General features: G+C 55.8%; 18 protein-coding genes. 5 read left to right on the top strand and 13 right to left on the bottom strand.

What is annotated here, in order from left to right:
* Positions 1-32: 32 nt before the first annotated feature.
* The 6 genes from DNH61_RS12550 to DNH61_RS12525 all read right to left on the bottom strand — a co-directional run bounded on the left by DNH61_RS12550 (position 33) and on the right by DNH61_RS12525 (position 4,274).
* Positions 33-233: a cold-shock protein gene (locus tag DNH61_RS12550; RefSeq protein ID WP_111146997.1), complete on the bottom strand. Its 201-nt coding sequence runs from the start codon at positions 231-233 to the stop codon at positions 33-35.
* Between the two features lie 260 nt (positions 234-493).
* Positions 494-1,105: an adenylyl-sulfate kinase gene (cysC, locus tag DNH61_RS12545; protein ID WP_425452245.1), complete on the bottom strand. Its 612-nt coding sequence runs from the start codon at positions 1,103-1,105 to the stop codon at positions 494-496.
* A 150-nt stretch (positions 1,106-1,255) separates the two neighbouring features.
* A complete protein-coding gene (gene abnB, locus DNH61_RS12540) occupies positions 1,256-2,701 on the bottom strand; it encodes an arabinan endo-1,5-alpha-L-arabinosidase AbnB (RefSeq protein WP_111146995.1) in 1,446 nt (481 codons plus the stop codon).
* Positions 2,702-2,789: 88 nt separating this feature from the next.
* Positions 2,790-3,308: an SRPBCC family protein gene (locus DNH61_RS12535; RefSeq protein WP_181438689.1), complete on the bottom strand. Its 519-nt coding sequence runs from the start codon at positions 3,306-3,308 to the stop codon at positions 2,790-2,792.
* A 287-nt stretch (positions 3,309-3,595) separates the two neighbouring features.
* Entirely contained in the window at positions 3,596-3,775 is a 180-nt protein-coding gene (locus DNH61_RS12530) for a hypothetical protein (RefSeq protein ID WP_111146993.1), read from the bottom strand.
* Positions 3,776-3,998: 223 nt separating this feature from the next.
* Positions 3,999-4,274, bottom strand: coding sequence for a GNAT family N-acetyltransferase (locus tag DNH61_RS12525; RefSeq protein WP_111146992.1), 276 nt, complete (start codon positions 4,272-4,274; stop codon positions 3,999-4,001).
* Positions 4,275-4,499: 225 nt separating this feature from the next.
* Here DNH61_RS12525 and DNH61_RS12520 point away from each other — a divergent pair, with 225 nt between their 5' ends.
* Entirely contained in the window at positions 4,500-5,690 is a 1,191-nt protein-coding gene (locus tag DNH61_RS12520) for a cation:proton antiporter (RefSeq protein WP_111146991.1), read from the top strand.
* 63 nt (positions 5,691-5,753) lie between these two features.
* On the opposite strand, the gene DNH61_RS12515 is transcribed toward DNH61_RS12520, so the two are convergent.
* Positions 5,754-6,752: an oxidoreductase gene (locus DNH61_RS12515; RefSeq protein ID WP_111146990.1), complete on the bottom strand. Its 999-nt coding sequence runs from the start codon at positions 6,750-6,752 to the stop codon at positions 5,754-5,756.
* Positions 6,753-6,952: 200 nt separating this feature from the next.
* On the bottom strand, positions 6,953-7,402 hold the full coding sequence (locus tag DNH61_RS12510; protein ID WP_111146989.1) for an SRPBCC family protein: 450 nt from the start codon (positions 7,400-7,402) through the stop codon (positions 6,953-6,955).
* A gap of 144 nt (positions 7,403-7,546) precedes the next feature.
* Here DNH61_RS12510 and DNH61_RS12505 point away from each other — a divergent pair, with 144 nt between their 5' ends.
* Positions 7,547-8,344: an AraC family transcriptional regulator gene (locus DNH61_RS12505; protein ID WP_181438688.1), complete on the top strand. Its 798-nt coding sequence runs from the start codon at positions 7,547-7,549 to the stop codon at positions 8,342-8,344.
* A gap of 79 nt (positions 8,345-8,423) precedes the next feature.
* On the opposite strand, the gene DNH61_RS12500 is transcribed toward DNH61_RS12505, so the two are convergent.
* Positions 8,424-9,617, bottom strand: coding sequence for a cytochrome P450 (locus DNH61_RS12500; RefSeq protein ID WP_181438687.1), 1,194 nt, complete (start codon positions 9,615-9,617; stop codon positions 8,424-8,426).
* A gap of 185 nt (positions 9,618-9,802) precedes the next feature.
* Positions 9,803-10,468 carry a peptide-methionine (S)-S-oxide reductase MsrA gene (gene msrA, locus DNH61_RS12495; RefSeq protein WP_111146986.1) on the bottom strand — a complete coding sequence of 222 codons (666 nt, stop codon included), beginning with the start codon at positions 10,466-10,468 and terminating at the stop codon, positions 9,803-9,805.
* A gap of 157 nt (positions 10,469-10,625) precedes the next feature.
* On the opposite strand from msrA, the gene DNH61_RS12490 reads away from it, so the two are divergent.
* Positions 10,626-11,255, top strand: coding sequence for a DUF3298 and DUF4163 domain-containing protein (locus DNH61_RS12490; protein ID WP_111146985.1), 630 nt, complete (start codon positions 10,626-10,628; stop codon positions 11,253-11,255).
* A gap of 126 nt (positions 11,256-11,381) precedes the next feature.
* Positions 11,382-11,999: a uridine kinase gene (gene udk / locus DNH61_RS12485; protein ID WP_111146984.1), complete on the top strand. Its 618-nt coding sequence runs from the start codon at positions 11,382-11,384 to the stop codon at positions 11,997-11,999.
* A 79-nt stretch (positions 12,000-12,078) separates the two neighbouring features.
* Here udk and DNH61_RS12480 read toward each other — a convergent pair whose 3' ends face one another.
* From DNH61_RS12480 to DNH61_RS12470, 3 genes are all read right to left on the bottom strand, one after another.
* Positions 12,079-12,645: a TetR/AcrR family transcriptional regulator gene (locus DNH61_RS12480; protein WP_111146983.1), complete on the bottom strand. Its 567-nt coding sequence runs from the start codon at positions 12,643-12,645 to the stop codon at positions 12,079-12,081.
* Between the two features lie 3 nt (positions 12,646-12,648).
* Positions 12,649-13,089 carry a YvaD family protein gene (locus DNH61_RS12475; protein ID WP_111146982.1) on the bottom strand — a complete coding sequence of 147 codons (441 nt, stop codon included), beginning with the start codon at positions 13,087-13,089 and terminating at the stop codon, positions 12,649-12,651.
* A gap of 206 nt (positions 13,090-13,295) precedes the next feature.
* Complete coding sequence (locus tag DNH61_RS12470; RefSeq protein ID WP_111146981.1) at positions 13,296-14,999, bottom strand: ABC-ATPase domain-containing protein; 1,704 nt, start codon at positions 14,997-14,999, stop codon at positions 13,296-13,298.
* Between the two features lie 273 nt (positions 15,000-15,272).
* On the opposite strand from DNH61_RS12470, the gene DNH61_RS12465 reads away from it, so the two are divergent.
* Entirely contained in the window at positions 15,273-22,364 is a 7,092-nt protein-coding gene (locus tag DNH61_RS12465; protein WP_111146980.1) for an S-layer homology domain-containing protein, read from the top strand.
* Positions 22,365-22,415 lie beyond the last annotated feature (51 nt).

Raw genomic sequence — 22,415 nt, 5'->3', positions numbered from 1 at the left:
CAGTTAAACCCAAGTAAGAAGTTGTTTAAAGCTTACAGCTTTACAACGTTCTCAGCTTGTGGTCCGCGGTTGCCTTGAACCACGTTGAATTCTACGCGCTGGCCTTCGTCCAGGGACTTGAAGCCGTCGCCTACGATTGCGCTGAAGTGAACGAATACATCGTTGCCGCCTTCAACCTCGATGAAACCAAAGCCTTTCTCTGCGTTAAACCATTTCACTGTACCTTGTTGCATGTGGAATTCCTCCAAAAAGTTATTTTACATGACCTTTTATTTCGCTAAAAATAAAAAATTCACATATTGGACAAGGTTATTCACTCAAAAATAATAACCCTCTACAATATGTGAATTCAGGTCAAAATTTCGATATACCTTATACTAACACATCCTTTTGGAAAAAGCAAACCATTATTCAAACTTTTCTGTTTAGAATGTTCAAGCTGGCAGGAGCGGCTGGCATTTCCCTGCATCCAACCGCTTTATCCTCCCTTAGCTCATGTGCGCAGCCAGCCCCTGCTTTTCAGATAATCCAGTACCCGGCCTGCTGACTGCTGCAGGTCCAGCCTGCTGGTGTCGATCTCAAGCTCCGGGTTCTCCGGCTCCTCATAGGGCGCCGAGATGCCCGTAAATTCGCTGATCTCGTTGCTCCGTGCCCGTTTGTACAGCCCCTTCGGATCTCTTCGTTCACATTCCTCAAGCGGGCACCGGACATAGATCTCGACAAAGCTGTCTGTTCCCACCACGGAGCGGACCAGCTCCCGTTCGCTGCGGTAGGGGGAGATCAGAGTCACCAGTGTCATTATGCCTGCATCCACAAACAGCTTTGCAGCTTCCCCGGTCCGCCTCATATTTTCTTTGCGGTCCTCCGGCGTAAATCCTAATCCCTTGCTGAGACCATGCCGCAGGTTATCCCCGTCCAGGATATACGTATGCACTCTGCGGCTGTGAAGCCTGCGCTCCACTTCAACAGCGAGTGTCGACTTGCCGGAGCCCGATAAGCCTGTAAACCAGAGCGCACAGCTGCCATGCCCGTTCAGCCGGCTGCGATCCGCTCTAGTTACTTTGCCTGCGTGCCAATAGATTGATTTGCTCCCCTGCTCCACCAGCGAATCCCCTCTCCTCCAAATGCTATATTGTATGAGGTACAGGTTGCCGCCGCGTAGGTTTCGAGGCAATCATTTCACCAAATCCAGGCCTTCTTCATAGGCATAAAAAACAGGCAGACCCCGTTCGGAATCTGCCCTGTTCATCATTTTCTACTCCGATGCTGTTACAATCCGGCTTCCCCAAATGCTGACGCCTTCGTCCGACAGCGCGGTGAAGGTCGTAAGTTCTTTCTCCTCGGCCTCACTCCAGCCTTGAACGAATTTGCCCTTGTAGGTAACCCCGTCGATTGTCAGCTCTGCGTTGTTCTCGCCTTCCAGCTTCCATGTGCCTTCAACATCACCTGTAATCTTGCCGTTCTTGGCAAGGGTAATGGTGTCTGCCTCTTTCACCTCGGCCGTAATATCCTTGCCGTGATTGATTAGCTGGTAATCGCCTCTCACCTGGTTCTCACTGTAGCTGCCCAGCTTCTCGCCAGAGTAGCGGTAAGGAGCGACAACCGGCCAGCCGTCCGCATTCATGAAGAACTGATGCACTCGTACTTCATGGAATTCGCCGCCATCCGGGAACCGGGTATGGAAGAACATGAAGTACTCTCCATCCTCCTCATCATAGTAGGTGGAGTTATGACCCGGTGCAACATACCCTGCCGTGGTTCCGTCGCTGGCTTCGAACTGATAGCCGCCCATCAGCTTCGCGCCGTACGGCTCGATGGATAAGTCATCAAAGACGCTGCCTTCCGCACCCTTGGAATCGAGCATATCTTGGCCTTGCGGATCCAGGAACGGACCGTCCGGTGTCTTGGAACGCGCTACGCGGATGTTGTAACCGCCGAAGCTGTCCAGTCCTCCATACGAGAGGAACAGATAATAGTACCCTGTTTCCGGGCTGTACTGCATGTAAGGTGCTTCAATCCGGCTGTGATTGCCGCCAACAAGCTTCTTGCCGTATCCCTGGTCCGGGAGCGGGAAGCCAGTCTCCTGATCCATCTCCAGGATAAATATGCCGCCGGAATAGGAACCGTATACCATCCACAGCTTGCCGTCCTTATCGAAGAAGGTGTCCGGGTCTACTGCGTTCGGATGCTTCGTTGCGTCATATGGCGTGCCGTCATGGCTCATTTCTTTGGTCATACCGGACTTGAGGAAGATGCCGGCATCCTTGTACGGTCCTTCAATATTATCGGCAATGGCTACACCCATCGCAGAAAGAGGCGAGTCGCCGCGGCAGGCATTGTAATACATATAGTATCTGCCATCAGCAAGCTGAATGACATCAGCCGCCCAAAGCGTCTGGGTCTCTGCCCAAGACAGAGCCTCGCTCAGCTCTTCATGCACATTCGGGATCAGCGGATTGCCCGTACGAACAATGTCCGATACCTGTGTCCATTCCATCAGATCCTCACTCTTGGCAGATGCCAGGTGAGAGCCAAATACATAAAACGTGTCATCCACCCTAACGACGGATGGATCGTGAACCGATACATTCGCATAGGACGGCTCCTGCGTTATCGTAGGCGGAACCTCACTGGTGTTGTTGCTGCTGCAAGCGCTTAACAAAAAGCTCAGTGCTATAGCTGTTATCGCTAGTTTCTTCATCTGTAACCCCCCTAGTCGTCTGCTACCATCATCATATAAATAACAAGTAAATGTCAATAGTATTATTGTGAATTTGTTAATAACCTTATTAATTATGACGAAAGCTCGCAGCAGGTGCCGGAGCGTTCCACAAGCACCGGTCACTGCATGGATAAACACGGGTCCCCAAGCGGCGGGAGAGTCCCTCTACCCCCTCCGCGACAACCCGGTTATGATTCCAGACAAACAGGGGTTTCAGCAGTGGGCCGAGTGCGGACATCCATTTGACAGCCGTGCGGACTTCCCATCTGCAGCGCACATGCGTACGGTCTCCCAGCGCAATGAGTGTCCATACCGCTTGTCCCTCAAGCTGGCCCGTTACACGCATAACAAGTGAATGAGGCGGCGAGCTGCTGACCACCTTTACCCGGAAACGGAGCTTATAGGGTAGCTTGGTCTTGAACTCCGAATCGTATTCAGCACCCACCCCATTTTCTTCCGGCTTCCGTACCGTATTAAAGCAGACGCCCGGCCACCAGCCATCATAATGGAAGTCGCTGATGAAGCCCCATATCTCGTCGACCTCCCGGCCGATCAGCCAGTTATGTTCAAACTTATATGTACTCACAGCCGCTTCGCCTCCCGTCTGCATCGTTAGAAGTATTTAACCCGAAGCAGCACGAGATAAGCCCTTCTTCTCTGCCCCGGCAGGCGGCAGCCGCTGCACAGAAAGCCCCGGCCGCTTGGACCGGAGCTGCTGTGATTCTGTGTTAAATCATATTGGGGGTCAAGCTTTCCATTTCGATTATCTTAACAGCCGCTGTCAGAAAAGAAGAAGCAGACCCCGACTCACCGTCCGGCCCGCTTCTTCTTCATTAAACTAACATCCAAATGTTATTAGTCCATATATGCAGCTTAGGATTCGTTGCGCTTGGTGTTCAATTCATTCTCCGTCTGATGGAGCTCCTTGATCATGTTCTGATACAGGTGGTTTTCCTGGCCGCTTAGGCCCTGCTGGTTTTCCTTCAGAATCATCGTGCCAATGTTGCGCTTCAAAATCTCGCTCCGACGGTCCAACATTTCCTCATAGCTCATGTTAGCAATCCTCCAGATTTTGTTTTGTTCATTGGTACCACTAAATTGTAACGCATTATGTGAGGTATGGAAAATCACTGCTTACTTGCTGAGCACCTGTCAGAACGGCTCACAAGTGCTCAGCCTCTGCTGAGCATACCGGTTCGAAAACATCCTGCCGGATGCTCCCTATACCTGTCTAATGCTCCCGGGTCAGGGCTTCCGCCGGTTTAGAACCGACATTTTATTGCTGCCAGACATCCTGATACTCCTTGTGCCTTCTGAACTGGGCATAAGCATAGGAGCATGCCGGCACGACCTTGCGGTCATTCTCGCGTGCATATTCCACGACCTTCTTCACCAAATCCTCGGCGAGCTTCTGGCCCCGCATCGACTCGGTCACATAGGTATGGTCGATAACCAGCGCATTGGTGCCGCTTGGCACGAAGGTAACCTCCGCCACGACCTCTCCGTCTTGGCGAATGACAAATCCGTTGCCTTCCTTCACCATCTCACGCATGCCTTCTCACCTCCTATAGGGCTGGTACAACAAGTCCTACCGTAATTTACCCAATCTCCGGCCAAATGGTACACTCCGCCCCAAAAAAATAGCAGCCGGTTGGTTTGAACCGCCGCCGCCGGGGATAATTTCCTATTAACAACGGGGAAGGCAGCACATGCACATGTGGACTGAGATACTGCAGGAAGTATCCGACCCGGACTCTAACACGAAAGGGAGGAGCCTATGACTGTCACTCATCTGTTGATTCTGCTCGCAATCGGATACACCCTGTTCGCGCTCGACAAGAAGAAGAAGAGTATCCCGGTCCCCCTGCTCCTCGTACTGATCGGAATGGCACTATCGTTCATTCCTTATTTCTCATCCGCAGAGATAACGCGCAAGATGCTGTACGAGCTGCTGCTGCCGCCGCTCCTGTTCATCTCGGCGTACCGCTTCTCTTACTCAGCCTTCCGCAAGCACGGACTCATGATGACACTGCTGAGCACCGTGGGACTGCTGGTGACTGCGCTCATACTTGGAAGCCTGATTTGGCTTGTCGGTCCGATGATGCTGACGATGAGCTTCATAGCAGCGCTTGTCATTGCCACCATACTGACGCCAACCGACCCGGTGTCGGTTGTATCGGTCCTGAAGGAGTCGGACGTCAAGCCGATGCTGGTATCGGTCATTGAAGGGGAATCCATGATCAACGACGGCACCAGTATCGTTGCGTTCACCATTGCTTCCAAGCTCCTGCTGTCCGAGCAATCCTTCTCCATGTTGAACTTCCTGCAGGAATTCCTGACGGTATCGCTGGGAGGGGCCGCAATTGGCCTTGCGGTCGGCTGGCTGCTTGCGAAGAGCATATATTTTACCCACCATAAGGAATATCAGGTCATGCTGAGCATTGTGGTCTGCTACGGAAGCTTCCACATCGCCGAGCATATTCATGTGTCGGGCGTATTGGCAGCGGTCATGGCCGGTCTGATGATGTCCTACGAATTCCAGAAATCGGAGAAGGAAGAGCATTTTCGCAGCAGTCTTGAGGGGTTCTGGAGCGTGGTAGAGCCTAGTATCTCCTCGATCATCTTCCTGATTATCGGAATTGTCGCTATAGATCATATATCATGGGGACACTGGCCGCTGATGATTGTCATCTTCCTGCTGTCCCTGCTGGTCCGGTACGTCATGCTGCTGGCGCTGGCCGGTCCGGTGAAGCCTTGGAGACAGGAGCTTGGCTGGAGGGGATTCATCATACTGACGGCCGCAGACGTGCGGGGAACGATGTCTGTTGTGCTGCTGCTGACGCTGATAAACAAGCAGCTGCCGGAGAATCTTAATTTCATTCTCTCCCTGTCCTTCGGCGTCGTGCTGCTCTCTCTCATTCTGCAAAGTGTGATCATCTATCCGCTGGCGAAGCTGGTGGAAAAATAACAGGAGCAGGGGATCGCCCCCTGCTCCTCTGCATGCTTCCTGTGAGATCATCCTGGTATGCTGCTAAACGTCTCCGCCGATCTCAACTACGACCCGTCCCCTGGACTCCCCGCGCAGCATGGCGGCCGTCGTCTCCGGGATCTGGTCCAGCTTAATGCCGCTGCTCATCCGTGCAAGGTCAGCCGGCTTGTAAGTGCTGCCGAGCAATGTCCACAGCCGCTCGCGCAGCGCTGCCGGAGCATAGACCGAATCGATGCCGAGCAGCCGGACACCGCGCAGGATGAACGGCAGCACGGTTGCCGGGAGCTCGGTGCCTGCCGTCAGGCCGCTGGCTGCCACCGCGCCGCCATAATGCATGCGGCTCAGCACATTCGCCAGCACCGGACCGCCTACGCAGTCAACGGCGCCAGCCCAGATCTGCCGGTTCAATGGCTTCCCGGCACCTTCGAGAAGCTCCTCCCGAGAAGCAATCCGCGCCGCACCAAGCTGGCTTAGCCGCTCATGCATATCTGCCTTGCCTGTCGCAGCCACCACCTCATAGCCCAGCTTCGCCAGAATCGCAACCGCAGTGCTGCCCACGCCGCCTGATGCCCCTGTGACCAGCACAGGACCACTGTCCGGTTGAACCCCGCTGTCCTGCAGCGCTGCCACAGACATGGCCGCCGTGAACCCGGCTGTCCCAATAACCATGGTCTCCCGCAGCGGCAGTCCTTCAGGCCGGTGAAGCAGCCATTCCGCTGGCATCCGCGCATATTCGCTGTAGCCGCCATAGTGGCTGACGCCAAGCTCATAGCCGGTCGCGAACACTTCATCTCCCGGCTGAAACTTGGGTGATGCGCTCTCAACGACTACACCCGCTGCATCAATGCCCGGTATGAACGGATACTCCTTGACAATCCTGCCGCCTGGCGAGCAGGCAAGCGCGTCCTTGTAGTTCACGCTGGAATACATTACACGTATGAGCACATCGCCTGCCGGAAGCTGCTCCTTCCGCATCTCCTTGACCCTTGCGATTACTCCGCCATTCGCCTGTTCGATCACCAACGCCCTGAAATGTTCCATCTTCGTCGTCACCTCGTCTGTTGTTTCTATAGGTCCGGGACGGCACGGCCTTGGCAAGCCGTTCATCCCGCTATCTGTCTTTATTCTTTACCACCATATCCGGTCCCCGACCAAGCCGCTGTGATATTCAGTATGGCATACCGTCTGTCCGGCAGCAAAAGAAAGGACGGCCTGCATTCGCCGCAGCCGCCCTACCGATATTATTCTCCCAATTGAAGCGTACGTCCCGTCTCTGCCAGCGTCTTGATATTGCTCAAAATCATCCACCAGCTCGCCCGCGCATTTTCCATACCCGGATGGTTCTCCGTCCACTGATCGTTAATCAGCGTCAGCTTCGTGCACTCGCCCATCTCCTCCAGCGTATAGGTCATCCGCGACTCCAGCTCCGCATGGTTAGAATAATAGGAGGGACCCGGATGCTCTGTCATGCTGAGCCGCTTGCCTGGCTCATAAGCCAGAATCGTACCGTACACGTGTACCGTCTCATCCCCGTCACTGCCCGGGCCCCTGTATTCGAAGGGTTCGCCCTCCCGGAAGGCCGACCTCAGCTCACAGCCGAAGAAGATGCTGCGCGTCCCTTCCTTCGAGGTGAGGATTTCCCATACCTTGTCCGGCTTAGCTCCAATATAAAACTCATACTTCAGCTCCATTGTCCACACTCCCGAGTCATGTTATGTTCTTGGAAAAGATTAGCTGCCCGCTTAAGGTTATCTTAGCACCTTGTTCACCGCCTGTATTGTAAAAAAGCGACAGCTGCGCGCTGCTCATTCTTCCCGCGAACTGGAGTGATGGCAATGCCTGAACACACTCGTCCCAGCATGGGCGTGATGCATTTGAACCGGCGGGAGCCGCGGTTCCGCCTGTCCCGGATTCAACCCGCTGCGGATGTCGGCTTCTTCATTAAACATTACTGGATCGTCAGCTGGGACTTGACCGGCGAGGAGCCTCATACACAGGCGGTGATTCCAAATCCGTGTGCCAACCTGGTGGTCGAGAAGGGCAGCGCATTCATCTATGGAGCAGCCAAGCATGTATATGAGAAGCAGCTTCAAGGCAGCGGATGCGCATTCGGCATCAAATTTCGGCCCGGCGGCTTGTATCCCTTCATTAAGCAGCCTGTCACCGCCCTGCACGATCGGCCGATGGATGTGCGAGCCGTGCTCGGAATCGATGGGACAGCTGCCGAATCGCTCATTCTCAGCCGAGACAGCGCGGAAGACATGGCAGCCGAGGCAGAGAGGCTGATCAGGCCTATGCTGCCGGAAGAGGATCAGACAGTGGCCTGGCTGAATCAAGTTATTGATCATATTCAAGCTGACAAATCACTCACACGCGTTGAAGATATCTGTATGCATTTTGACGTGAATATGCGGACGTTGCAGCGGCTCTTCAGCCAGTATGTCGGCCTCACTCCCAAGTGGGTGATCAAGCTGTACCGCCTTCAGCATGCCGCTGAAGTGATGGACCAGGGCGGCAGCCTGAACCTGCTGCAGCTGGCCCATGAGCTTGGCTACCACGATCAGTCCCACTTCATCCGGGACTTCAAAGCGGCTGTCGGCGTTACACCCGCAAGCTATATGGCGATGGAATAACGGCGAAAGAGGCCGCCCCGGCGATTGAACTTCGCCTCCAGCGGCCTTATGGCCGTTTTACCCGGCACTTCCACGCCTCTTATGTAAAGGTAACCGGGATCGACTCGTAGCCGAAAACGAAGGAGCCAGGAGTGCGCTCAAGCTTCACACCTTCCGCCAGCTGCAGGTTCCGGCAGCGCTTCAGCAGAGCCGTCACAGCGATCCTCGCCTCCAGCCGGGCCAGCGGCGCGCCCAGACAGAAGTGGATGCCCTGGCCAAAGGCCAGATGCTGGTTCGGCTTCCGGTCCGGGATGAAGAGGTCCGCCTGCGGAAACTTGGACTCATCCCGGTTGGCAGCGCCCATCCAGACGACGATCTCTTCATTAGCCTTGATCAGCTTGCCGCCCAGCTCCACATCCTCAATGGCCCGCCTGCTGAGGCTCTGGATCGGGGAGCGGAAGCGCAGCGATTCCTCCAGCGCAGCCGGGATCAGCTCCGGCTCGGCATACAGCCGCGCCAATGACTCTGGATTTTCCAAGAAGGTCACGGCCGCATTGCCGATCAGATTCGTGGTCGTTTCATTCCCCGCAACCAGCAGCAGCAGACAGAAGCTGAGCAGGGACGGCATATCCAGATGCTCATCGCCGATCTTCGCCCGCAGCAGCTCAGAGACCAGGTCGCTGCCTGGATTTCTCCGCCGCTCCTCAATAACCTGGCCGAAATACCGGTACAGCTCGCCTGCCGCCTGATGCTTGGCCATCGTCAGCTCCTCGGCCGTCTGCCCCGAGGCAGGATCTGCGGATGCAACCAGACGGTCGGACCAATCCTTGAACAGCTCGCGGTCGTGCGCAGGCACGCCAAGCATCTCCGCAATCACAATGACCGGAAGCGGGTAAGAGAAATCCCGAATAATATCCATGCTGCCCTGATCTTCAACTGCATCCAGCAGCTCGGCGGCAATCGCTTCAATCCGGTCCACCTGCATATCAATCGACTTCTGGGTGAAGGCCTGACTGACCAGACCGCGATACTGCTTATGCCTTGGAGGGTCCATCCCGATTAAGCTGACCGCTTCGCCATCCCCAGATGTCTGAGATGAGAAACGCTTGTAATCACTCAGCACGCCATGGACAAGCTCATAGCTGAACAAGTCCCAGGCTCCCCGCTCTTCGTCATAGTGAATGCCGCCGCGCGCCCGCATCTCTGCATACCATTCGAAAGGCGAGGCCGCTTCCGACAATGCCCTGGGCGTAATAAAGGCCCGCTGGGTCTGACGCTGATTCTGCTCACTCATCCTATCCCTCCTCATCCTAAAAACATCTCTATTATATCCCAGGTAGTTATACGATTTCTAATTCAGGGAATAAGAGGGTTATAGGGAGGGACATGGAAATCCGGAATATCTAATACCGGGAACGAAGGGACGGCAGCAGGGTCCCTGCTACCGGGAACGAAAGGGCGGCAGCAAAATCCCTGCCGCTACCAGCGAATCTGTCCAAGCTGCCGCAGGACCGCATCGCGCTCAGCCGGTTCAAGCGGCCAGTCCGCGATTTCCATGCGGAGCCGCTCCATCCCGCTGTACCCCTTAGCGATCCCGTTCAGCCGGGCAGCTAGGGTGGAAGCGATCATTTTATCAGGTGAAGAATATAGCTGCTGAAGCTTCTCTACCGCGTCCGGGTAGCGCTTCAGGTAATATTTCTGATGCTTATCTTCAGCCCTGTAGAAATGCTCATAAGGCTGAATATCCGTCGCAAGCTCCCCGGATTCCTGTTCTCTCAGCGCCTTGACCTTCAGCATCGTCCTCTGCTGCTCTTCATCCCGGTAGAGCAGGAGGGAGCGGTACTGCAGCCCCTTATACCCGTTAATATTCACCGGCTTATGATGCGACCAGAAGACAGTCAGCAGCTCAACCAATGTAATCTCTGCAGGGTCATATTCAACCTCGACCATTTCGGAATGGTCACCCATCTGCTTATAGGTCGGCGACGGCGCCGTTCCTCCGGCATAGCCGGTGCTCGTCCGCAGCACGCCAGGCAGGCTGCCGAAAAGCGCTTCCGGTCCCCAGAAGCAGCCCATGCCGAGCGTAAGGGCGGCTTTATTGTCCGCTCCGTACAAGTGCCCATCATTCATATCCTTAATCTGCATAAGCTCTAGACTCCTCCTTCTTGGACTGCAACCCACCATCCTTATCATTAACCGGGCTAACCATACACCGCCTAAATCAGGAGCCAGGCATCGGCAACATTAGGCGCGGGCATTCATACCCTGTAATAAACTTCATCATGCAAAAGGAGAACCCCCAATGGCAACCTTCCAGCTTCCCGCAGGCATTCACCCGCAGCTCTGGTCTGCGCCAGGCGTTACGATCTATTATCCGCATGTCTACGGATTGGCTAACCGCTATGCGGAGCAGCAAATCAACCGCACGATTCTGCATACGCTCGCCCTTATTCAGCAGGAGCAGGCAGGCAATCAGCCGGGCCACGGCATGGGGACAGAGGTGACCGGGCATTTTGAGATCAAGACCAATGAACGGGGAATACTCAGCCTGATGCTGACCAACTACACCTTCTCTCCCCCGGCCGCCCACGGCTACACGATTGCCCGGTCCCTGACCTTTGACACGCAGACCGGCCGGCTGTACACACTGCAGGATTTGTTCAAGCCAGGGTCCGATTATGTGAGCGTCCTGTCGGCTGAAGTCGCTTCCCAGATCAAGCAGCGGGACATCCCGGTGCTGCAGGAGTTCACGACTATCCGTCCGGATCAGGACTATTACTTGGCGGATAAAGCGCTGGTGATATATTTTCCCCTGTATGAAATCACGCCTTACGCCGCAGGCTTCCCGATGTTCCCGATATCCGTCTACGACCTGCTGCCAATTGCCGCTGAACAGGGACCGCTCAGCACGCTGGCCGCCGACATTGCATGATCTCCCCCGCCTCCCCCGCTGGTCATGAAGTCGCCTGTGACAACGCCAGTTTCCTCCTGTACCCAAGTTGTGCTACAATACTGGAATTGCTTCTTGGTACCATGCGAGGGAGGTTTATGATTCACCATGTTAATTATCGGCATCGCAGGCGGCACAGGCTCCGGCAAAACGACCGTCGCCCGCTCTGTTATCCATCGTCTCGGACCGGACAAAGTCACGTTCATTTCGCAGGATAACTATTACAAGGATCACCCGCATCTCAGCCTGGCTGAACGGGAGCTCAACAACTATGACCATCCGTTTGCCTTTGACAACGAGCTGCTCATCCAGCACCTCAGTCTGCTGAAGGCGGGACAAGCCGCGCAGGCGCCAGTGTATGATTTTACCATCCATGCGCGTTCCACAAGCGAAAGCGTCGAGCTTCGCCCGAACAAAATTGTCATCATCGAGGGGCTGCATGTACTCTCCGATGAGAAGCTGCGCGCGCTGCTGGACATTAAGGTGTTCGTCGATACCGACCCGGATGTGCGCATCCTGCGGCGGGTGCTCCGCGACATCGAAGAACGCGGCCGGTCGATCCAGTCCATTCACGATCAATACCTGGGCACGGTCAAGCCGATGCATGAAGCGTTCATTGAGCCGTCCAAGAAATACGCGAACCTCATCATACCCGAAGGCGGTCATAACGAAGTCGGCGTAGAGCTGCTGACCACCCTAACGGAAAAATATTTGACCCGCGGCTGACAGCCGTCGTTATTTAGCGGTGTTAAGAAGAATAGACAGCCTAAGCATGGACTTATGGTCCACGCCGGGGCTGTCTTCTTTATTTGGTGCGGTGGATGCCTGACATCAGGATGTCGACCATGCCGGTCAGCGCCTGCTCCATGGGCTTGGCAGGCTGTCCGCTCTGATCCGCATGCTCGGGGTCCATCAGCCGGTACCAGGCGCCGACATAGATCTGGATGAACAGCTCCACATCGAAATCGCGCAGCAGGCCGCTGTCCACGCCTTCACGAAACAGCACCCGGATGTTGTCCCATCCCTTGTCGATATGGGTCTGCACAACCTCCCACTGGTCCGGATACCGCATCTTAAGCTCGCTTAAGATCTGAATATCGTTGAAGGCTACTCCCCTTGGCAGCACAATCAGGGCTTGATGCAGCTTGTCCAGCAGCGCAAGGGATGAGTCCTCCATAAGCTTCTCCTCCGCCTCGGTCATCTCGGTCACCGCACGTTCGACGACAGCCGCGATGATCTCCTCCTTCGAGCCAAAATGCTGATACAGTGTCTTCGTACTGATCCCCAGCCTCCCGGCAACATCCCGGATGGAGAACCGGAGCCCGCGGTAATTCATCTCCTGAACGGCTGCCTGCATAATCCGCTCCTTCATGCCTTACACCCCATCCGCGACTTCGGATGAACCGGTCATAGCGCCGATCCTTTTCTGCTGACCAGCCTTGATCAGACGCGGCAGATAGAACAGCGGATAAATCAGCAGGAACAGGTTTGGCGTCCACCACATAGGGTCCATTTCCAGACGGAAGCTCCAGAAGGCAATGGCCTGCAGCCCCGAGCAGGACGTCATCACCAGCGAGACGATGGCAAGCGGCTTCCATAAGGCATGTCCCCTGTTGTAGCAGCTGATGCTCCACAGCCCGGTTATCGAGATGAACAAATCCAGCGGGACAAACGACAGGTTCCACGCCACCAGCAGCTCGTTGTGATAATCCTGATACAAGTACTCAGGCGGGATCAGGTGCAGGAACGTAATCGTCCAATAAATTAGAAAGCCCACATCTGTAGCGATCATAAGCCCTTTGAGTGATTTTGGCATTGACTTCAGACTCCCCTTCTTGATAGACAGCGGTAAAAAAAGAATTAGGAAAACAATTTGTTTTATTTGTTTTCCCTATGATAATAGCGTAATCCCGGTCAGGAGTCAACCGGCGGGCAGCAGCGGCTTCGAACCCCAAAGGCGAGGGGGCAAGGCCGCTGTCTTGTCACCATTCGATAGCTATACTTCTGCTTTACCTGCCCTGCTTAGCTCTGAACGCGCAGGCCTCTCAGCCGGTTAATGGCAGCCGCCGTCTCCAGCCTGCGCGGCAGTGCAAGGTCGCCGGGATGCTTGCCTGTGTAAGGCGAGATGCATTCCAGTCCCTGCTCCTCGATCCTCGCATACAGCTTGTCCAGCATCCCGGATAGTGAGACAGACCCTGACGGCTTCTCCTTCGCATACGCCTGCATCAGCCGCACAATCGCGCGCGTCTGGCTGGGATCAACCAGCTGCTCGACCAGCGACAGGTCGATGGTATGCAGGCCGTACAGGATATGTGACAGTCCCTTGGCATCGGCCTTATCCTTATGGCCGCGGGATGCATCCAGGCTTTCCGGCTTCACACTGCGCGCTGTAACGGCACCGAACCGATCCCCGCCTTCAGATCTCCTGCCGTTATCTGACTCTCCTGCAATCCGTCTGGCTTCTTCTGTGACCTCAAGTACCCGGTACTCATCCATCATAATGACCGTATCAGCCGCCTGAAAATAATCCCCCGAGCCGCCAAGCACCAGAATCGTCGATACGCCATGCTCATCGTACAGCTGCCGCACCTTATCGACGAACGGGGTGATCGGCTCCTTGCTCTTGGCAACAAGACGCTGCATCCGGGCGTCCCGGATCATGAAGTTCGTCGCACTGGTGTCCTCATCAATGAGCAGCACCTTCGAGCCAATCTCCAGCGCCTCCATTATATTGGCTGCCTGGGAGGTGCTGCCGCTTGCATCCTCGGTTGAGAAACGGGCGGTATCCTTGCCGAATGGCAGGTTGGAGATGAATGGGGAGATGTTGACCTTCTCGACCCGCCGTCCGTCCTCCGCCCGGATCTTGAATGCCGTCTCATCCGTGATGACATACTCCCGGCCGTCACCTGCGACATGATTATAGACGCCGCTCTCGATTGCCTTAAGCAGCGTGCTCTTGCCGTGGTAGCCTCCGCCCACAATCAGCGAGACACCCTGCCGCAGCGCCATGCCGCGGACAGGTCCGCGATGCGGCAGCTCAATCTCCACTTCCAGTGAAGCAGGGGATTCGAAGGGCACCACGCCGCTCCCCTTCAGCGGGCGGCTGCTAATACCGCTCTCCCTCGGCAGAATGGACCCGTTCGCCACGAAGGCGGTGTATCCGTGCTCCTTCAGGTAAGCCCTTATTGCGGCCTGCTGGTCTGCGAGTTGAAGGTGCTGCTGCAGCTTACCGCGGTCCGCATTCAGCAGCCCTTCGCGGGCTGCCGCAGGTACCAATTCGCACAGCAGATGAACCGCCTCCCGGGCGAGAATGCTGCGCCCCGCCGCAGGCAGCCCGACTGACAGCCGGACCTCCACCTTGTCCCGGTCCACCCGTACGGCCGTCCGCGGAAGCACCTCCTGTCCCGGTTTGTCGATCGCTATCAGGCCGCTCTTGCCGGTGCCTCTGCTCCGGCTCTCCTGCTTCCCGATCGCCGCCGCGGTGCAGCGCGCCAAATAATCCGCAGCAGCCGTGCGCCGCCAGGCCGGCTCCAGCCAGTCCTCCTGCACGCCAACCCGCTTGGCAGGGATCTCCACCCGAATGCGGGAAGGCGAGGCGAAGGGGTCACCCTGGACATAGTCAATATGCAGCTTCATCCCTTCTGCTTCATAGGTTCCTTGAATATCCTTGTATGCTTTGTAGCCTTTACCGTTAAGGCGCTGAAGTATCTGCTTCAACCGCTCCATAAGCTCACAGCCTCCCAGCGAAATGATTGCCGCTCCATACAGCTGGCTTCAGTTAGATAGAATCTCACTTTTGCAGCTTGAACGCAAGCGGCGGGGATCAAGGCAGCACCGTCCGCTGTTTTCCCACTGTTCTCTCCGGGTTCGCCCCCGTAACCTCCTCATCCTCCTCACCCTTTACCAACTTTAAATATCAGCGCCTTACAGCATGGAAGGATTTGGTCCCATTGTGACGAATATCATGCTGTTGTCAAAAAATTGGAGGGCGGGGAATTAATGAGGTTTCATCCAGCTTGTTACCGGATCTTGATTACAGCTTTACTCTTTAGCATGATTACAACCAGCCTGCTGCCTCCCGGTATTTCAATGGCCCGGGCAGAGACGGCAGCTTCATCCGAAGCACTGCCTCCCTGGGCGGAGCGCGAGATCGCTTCGCTGAGGGAAGCAGGTATTATCCAGGGCTATTCGGACGGAAGCTTTAAGCCCGGGAAGCTCGTCACGAGGGCCGAATATGCGGTTTTCCTGAACAGGCTGAGCCCGGAGGAGACCGCGGGACTGAATGGCACCACACTGACGTTCAGCGATGTTACGGATGAGTGGTTCGCCGCAGAAGTCAGGCAAGCGGTTCGAAGGGGTATCTCGCAGGGCTACCCGGACGGTACGTTCCGTCCGAACGAAGCAGTAAATCGTCTGGAAGCGGCCGTCATGCTAGACCGGGTCCTGCATATTGAGCAGCAAGGAAGTGTCAGCTTCACCGATAGCAGCCGCATTCCTTCGTGGGCGGCCCCGGCCGTTTCCGCTTTGACTCATGCTAATCTGCTGCAAGGATATCCGGACGGCACATTCGGAGGAGAACGCAAACTGACCCGTGCGGAAACGGCTGTTCTGCTGTACCGCGCCCAAGTGAAGCTCAGCGGGACCGGCACCCCACCCGAAGAGGAACCGGCGAAACCTGAAGGGGATGGGACTGAGTCACCTGTACCGCAGACTGGCGGGTCCGTTGGCTCCGGGGGTTCAGGCAGCTCCGGCGGCAATCCGGGCGGCAGCCCTATTGGAAATCCAGGAGGCAACCCAGGCGGCAGTCCTGGAGGGAATCCGGGCGGCAATCCTGGGGAAACGCCAGGCAATCCGGACGGCGGGACCAATCCGCCACCCGTGGAAGACCGTACACCCCCGGCTATACCTGCCGGGCTGACGGCACTAGCCGGGAACGGCACAGTCAAGCTCGAATGGCAGGCTGTTAACGACAGCGATCTCGCTGGTTATAAAGCCTATGTATCGGTTGATGAGGGAGCGACATGGAAAGAAGCTCTTGATGCGAAGACAGAAACCGCTCATACCTTCTCGAGTCTAACCAACGGCACAGCATACCACTTCGCTGTCACCGCTTACGACCGGAGCGGCAACGAATCCGCCAAGTCGGCATCAGTCGCAGCGACACCGGCTGCTCCGGCCGATCCGAATGTACCTTCCGATCCGGCTGTTGTTGCTCCCGCCCTGCAGGTCACGGGAAAGACCCGGTTCGCAGATTCGACGTCATTCCTCTACACCGGAGACCAGCCGATTCAGAAGGGTGTGCAGCCAGGGACGATACGGGAAGAACGCGTTACGGTTCTGCGGGGCACAGTACTCGATGCATCGGGCCAGCCTCTGGAGGGTGTGGCCGTGTCTATACTGGATCACCCCGAATACGGGCATACGCATACCCGCACCGATGGCATGTTTGACCTTGCCGTCAATGGCGGCAGCACGCTGGTCGTCGAATACAGCAAAGACGGCTACATGCCCATCCAGCGTAAAATAACAGTTCCGGTGAATGACTTCGCCTCCCTGCCGGATGTCGTATTGTTAGCCTATGACAGCCGAGTAACGGAAGTCAGGTTAAACGATACAGATCATGTCCAGGTTGCGCAGGGCAGCCCTGTTACAGATGAGGACGGCACACGGCAGGCCACGATGATCTTCCCCAAGAACACGACCGCTGAGCTCATCATGCCGGACGGAACGAAGCAGCCGCTGGAGAGCCTTCATGTGCGGGCGACTGAATATACAGTTGGCGAAGATGGACCATCGTCCATGCCGGGAGATCTGCCTGCGCATGTCGGCTATACGTATGCCGTAGAGCTGTCCGCCGATGAAGCAGTTGAGGCAGGTGCTGCCGAGATCCGCTTCAACCAGCCGCTTCACCTGTATGTAGACAACTTCCTTGAGTTCCCTGTCGGCGAGGTTGTGCCGATTGGTTACTATGACCGCCAATTAGGCGCCTGGGTCCCTTCAGACAACGGTAAAGTGATCCAGGTGCTGAACACAGACGGCCGTGTTGCCGCAATTGATTCGGACGGAGATGGTCAGCCTGACGACGAGGCCAAGCTCGCCGAAATCGGCATGACCCTGGACGAACGCCGGCAGCTCGCAGCCCTGTACAAGCCGGGTCATACGCTATGGCGCTCACCGATTGAGCATTTTACACCATGGGATTGCAACTGGCCGTACGGCCCACCGGAGGATGCAGTGCCGCCTCCTGATGAGGCGCCAAACGAAGACAAACCAGATGAAGAAGATCCGTGCCAGACGTCAGGCTCGGTTATTGGCTGTCAGGACCAGAGCCTGCAGGAAATTATCCCGGTTACGGGAACGGGCATGAGCCTGGTATACAGCAGCAAACGGACGGAGGGCTATAAGTCGAATGTGCTCGACATTCAGTTAATGGGCGACACCGCCCCCTCCTCCCTAAAGGAAATCCGGATGGAACTGCAGGTGGCCGGCCAGCGGATCGTGAAGACCTTCACCCCGTCTCCGAATCTTACCTATACGTACGAGTGGAATGGTAAAGATGCGTACGGCCGCGAGATGTTTGGCCAGACGTCTTATCATGTCAAAGTATTGTATGAGTATCCTCTCGCCTATTACGCCTCATCTTCGGACTTCACCCGCAGCTTCGGCAGGCTGAGCGGCCAGAACGGGAGGGTAATCGGCAACAGGGCCAGCGCTACAGTCAGTGTGGACAGGGAATGGAAAGGCCAGCTCCGCAGCACTCTCAATCCGTTCGAAGAGTCTGGAGTAGCCGGATGGAGTCTTAATAATCATCATGCCTCTGACGGTTCACGCGTCTATCTGGGCAGCGGAGGACAGCTGAGCCTTGGGGGCCAGTACCGCTCGGAGGTTGTACAGCCTCTCGATGAAATCATTCAGAGCAAGCATGACCAAATGGCCATCACGCCGGATGGAACGATCCATATGATCCTGGAGGAAAAAACACCCGAAGGAGCCCGCAACCGGCTCGTCTCTAGAGACGAGAGCGGGAATCTGATCGAATCGGAGCTTCCGGCTCAAGGGATTCTGCATCTGAGAGCCTCTCAAGCAGGGGAGCTGTATGTATCCGGATTTGACTGGTCAGCACAGGATGAACCAACCACCATATGGAGAAAAGTAAAGGGAACCGAGGAGTGGGTAAAGGTTGCCGGCGGAGGCAGCACGGCTGCCCGCAACATTAAGCAGGGGCAGGCCCTAACAGAGATCAGCCTCGGCCGTCTGTATAATTTTGAAGTCGACCGTGAAGGACGCCTCTACCTGCTGATGGACGATCGGTTATTCCGGGCTGATTTAGACGGAGTTGTCGAGGTCATGAGCAGCCTAGCAGCCGAAGTACAAGCGCCTGAGGGACCAGCCACTCCTGGCAGGATCGGATTTATTGATGATTTCCAGCTTGGCACGGACGGCAGCATCTACTTATACGATCAGGATGGTGACAGCTCTTACCGCGACCGCTTCCGCAAAATCACACCAGATGGAATGGTCAGGCTAATCTTTCATTCCGAGCCATATGGAGCACAGACCACCAGAATTCATGACGGCGCTCATGTGTCCGAAGAGATCATGTCTAATATAACGTCAGGCTTCAAGGTGGACTACCAGGGCAACCTTTATATGATTTCGTCCCTCTATCCTAACTATGATATGTTCAAGCTGACGACAGAGGGGTATTTTCAGCTTATTAAAGAAGATTATCTGAATTTCCATATTCATGCTCATATTACTACTGTATCTCCTGACGGCGATATCTATTATGTCAACGTTGATCAGGACAATCCCGACCACAGCTACAGCCGTTTCACCCAGAAGACGTCGGTTACTTCCGGAAACTTAGCCGTGGACGAGGAAGGCCGGTATGCCTTCGAATTTGAGACGGGTACGGGCAGACACCTGAAGACATTGGATGCTGTTACAGGTCATATCATTTATACGTATCAGTACGATGACGCCGGATGCCTGCTGTCGATTACCGACCGTTACGGTGATGCGGTGACCATCGAGCGGGATGCCAGCGGTGTCCCTATAGCGATTGCAGCACCGAGTGGTCAGCGTACGGAGTTGACGGTCAATGGACAGGGTGAATTGATTCAGGTAGTCAACCCGGCTGGTGAAGACTATGAGATACAATATAGCGCGAACGGACTGGTTACACAGTTTGTAGACCCGAACGGCAATGTACGCAAATACGGCTATGATGAAGCGGGATTACTGCTTACGGCAGAGGATCCTGAAGGAGGCGTCAAGACGCTGTCACGCCATTCTATTAAGGATGGCTACCAGGTCACATTGACCTCCCCTGCCGGACGGACAACGACGTTCAGCATCCAGAACATGTACGGCACCATCCGGCGGGAAACGATCGATTCGAACGGGGCTTCCACCGTGTCTACCGCTTATCCGGACGGACGGCAGGAAATCGCCTATCCGGATGGTACGAAAGTGACCAAGAGACTCAAGCCTGATCCGCGCTGGGGGATGTCCGTTCCCGTCCTCGCTGAGCTGAGGGTAAGCTCCCCGAGCGGCAAGCCGTTCGTATACCAGGAGGAACGGCTTGCCGTGCTGGAGAACACTGCTGATCCGTTCAGCCTAAAGGAATACACGGTGCTCAACAAGGTTAACGGAGTTTCCTCATCCGTCCATTATGACGCGGCACAGCGGATGTATACGGAGACGAGCCTAGCCGGCAGGCAGGTTAGGACGCATATGAACGAGAAGTTCGAGGTCGTCCGTGTAGAGAACAACCAGGGCTATGCACCCACCACTTATGAGTACGATGACCAAGGCCGTCTCTCGACCATGCAGAAGGGAACCCAGTTCGTCCGATACACGTATGACAGCCTGAATCGCATGGTGGAAGCCGAGGATGCCTCGGGCAGCCGCAAGCATTTCGAGTATGACAAAGCCAACCGCCTGGTCAGCGTCCGTCAGCCGGGTGGCAATACCTACAGCAAGCAGTACGATGCGAACAGCAACTTGACCGGAATCGTCATGCCGGATCAGGCGCTGTACGAGATGGGCTACACCGGTCTCGACAAGCTGGAAAGCTTCATGCCTGGCGGCAATCCGGATATGGCCGTTCAGCGGGAGTTTGCGCCTGGCGGCGAGCTGTCGAAGGTGACAATGCCAAGCGGACGCCAATTGGAATACCAGTACGATGAGGGAGGCCGGATGACCGGCATGAATGATCCGGATGTGCAGCGGGCGTTCGAATATGCAGGTCGGACCAATCGGATCAGCGGGATGAAGAGCACTTCGAATGGAAGAGTTCAATCCGTCGAATATCAATATGATGATTCCGAGGTTGTCAGCATGAACTGGTCAGGCGAGGCGAATGCACAATTCGAATACAGCTATGATTGGTTCTCGAACTTGAGCAATATCCGGATGACCGTGCCAACCGCCGTTTACGGGACCGTCACGAATGCCGTTTACAATATCCCGTTGTCATGGGATGTGGATGGTGTGCTGCTGGGGTTCGGACCCCTCTATTACGGCGGAACAGATGATCGTCATTCCTGGTCTCAAATCTCCGGGCTCTGCCAGAATGATGATGACTGGAATCCATGCTACGGCGAATATTTTCACACTTCGATAACGCAGGATGAACTGGGGAGAATGGAAGAGCTGCGTTATTCCAAGGAAGCCGGCTGTGTATATCCTGAGGGCGGAGCTTTGACGACGATGCACAGCCTGCCTAATGATGGGGATTATTGCGGAGAAGTCATTCCAAATCTGTATTCCGTGAAGTACCAGTATGATCTGCGGGGCTGGATGACAGGAAAAACAGTCGTGACACCGGACGGAACGGAGACCTATACCTACGAATACGACGCAAATGGACAGCTCCTTCATGCCACCCGCGTTAGCCCGGCGGGAGAAACGTTCACCGAATCGTACACGTACGATCAGAACCGCAACCGGACCAGCCGGCAGGTGAGCGGATCGCCTGAAGAAACAGCCATCTACGGGCCATACGATCAATTGATGCAAGTAGGGCCGGACGCGTATCATTTTAACGAAGACGGATACTTGACCGAAAGGGGCACGGACCGGTTCCATTACGGCGTTCACGGGGAGCTGCTCGAAGCAGCCGTGAACGGCGAGACGATCCAGTATACGTATGACGCAACCGGCAGAAGGACTTCCCGAATAGACAGCCAGGGAACGACTACTTACCTGTACGGCAACCCGCATGCTGCGCTGCAGCTGACCGCTTCTGTCGATCCACAGGGTGCGCTTACGGTGTACTACTACAACCAAGAAGGGTTCCTTACCGCATTCGACCGCGGAGGCTCGCGTTATCTCGTCATCACAGACGCGGTCGGCACACCGCTGGCCGTCATCAATGCGGATGGCGATACGGTGAAGGAGCTGCGGTACGACAGCTTCGGCGTGCTGCTGTCTGACTCGAATCCGGCATTTGGGCTTGCGCTCGGATTTGCGGGCGGCTTGGCGGATGAAGCAACGAAGCTGGTCCGCTTCGGAAGCCGCGACTACGATCCTGCCTCCGGCAGGTGGACAGCCCGCGACCCGATTCTCTATGACAGCAATCAGGCCAATCTGTATGTCTACGTCAACAACAACCCGGTACAATTGCGCGATCCTTGCGGCATGTTCTGCGTCGGAGGCAGTGCGTATGCGGGGGCAGGCGGCGGCGCCCAGGCCTGCTTTACCGATGAGGGCATGTCAGTCTGCGGTGAGCTGGGCTTCGGTGCCGGCGGCGGGCTGGAGGTCAGCCCTTCTGGAGACCTTGCGCCAAACTCCGCTTCTGTTGAAGCCTCGGTTAAAGGCGGAGTTGGACCGGTGTCCGGCAAGATCGGCGGCAAGATGGAACGCAACTTCGATACGGACTGTGTAAGCGGGGGCGGGATTGCGGAAATAGGCATCGGGCCTGTTACGATTGATTTCACCGATCCCGGCAACACCAACATCGGCGGAGACTGGAATGATCTGAACAAGAGCTTGCCGGATGTAGTAAAAGACAGCATGGCCGATCTAAGCCTCAAAGCCGAGGCCTCTGCCAAAGGAAAGGTATGCGGGCAGTACCGGTGGTAGGCGGGTCCGCTCCCAGTCTTTACGGGACACTAGCTTTCCTCTTGATATGTA

Source organism: Paenibacillus sambharensis (assembly GCF_003233845.1).
GTDB lineage: Bacteria > Bacillota > Bacilli > Paenibacillales > Paenibacillaceae > Paenibacillus_I > Paenibacillus_I sambharensis.
Note: the sequence above shows the minus strand (reverse complement) of the source record. Positions and strands in the feature narration are given on the sequence as shown.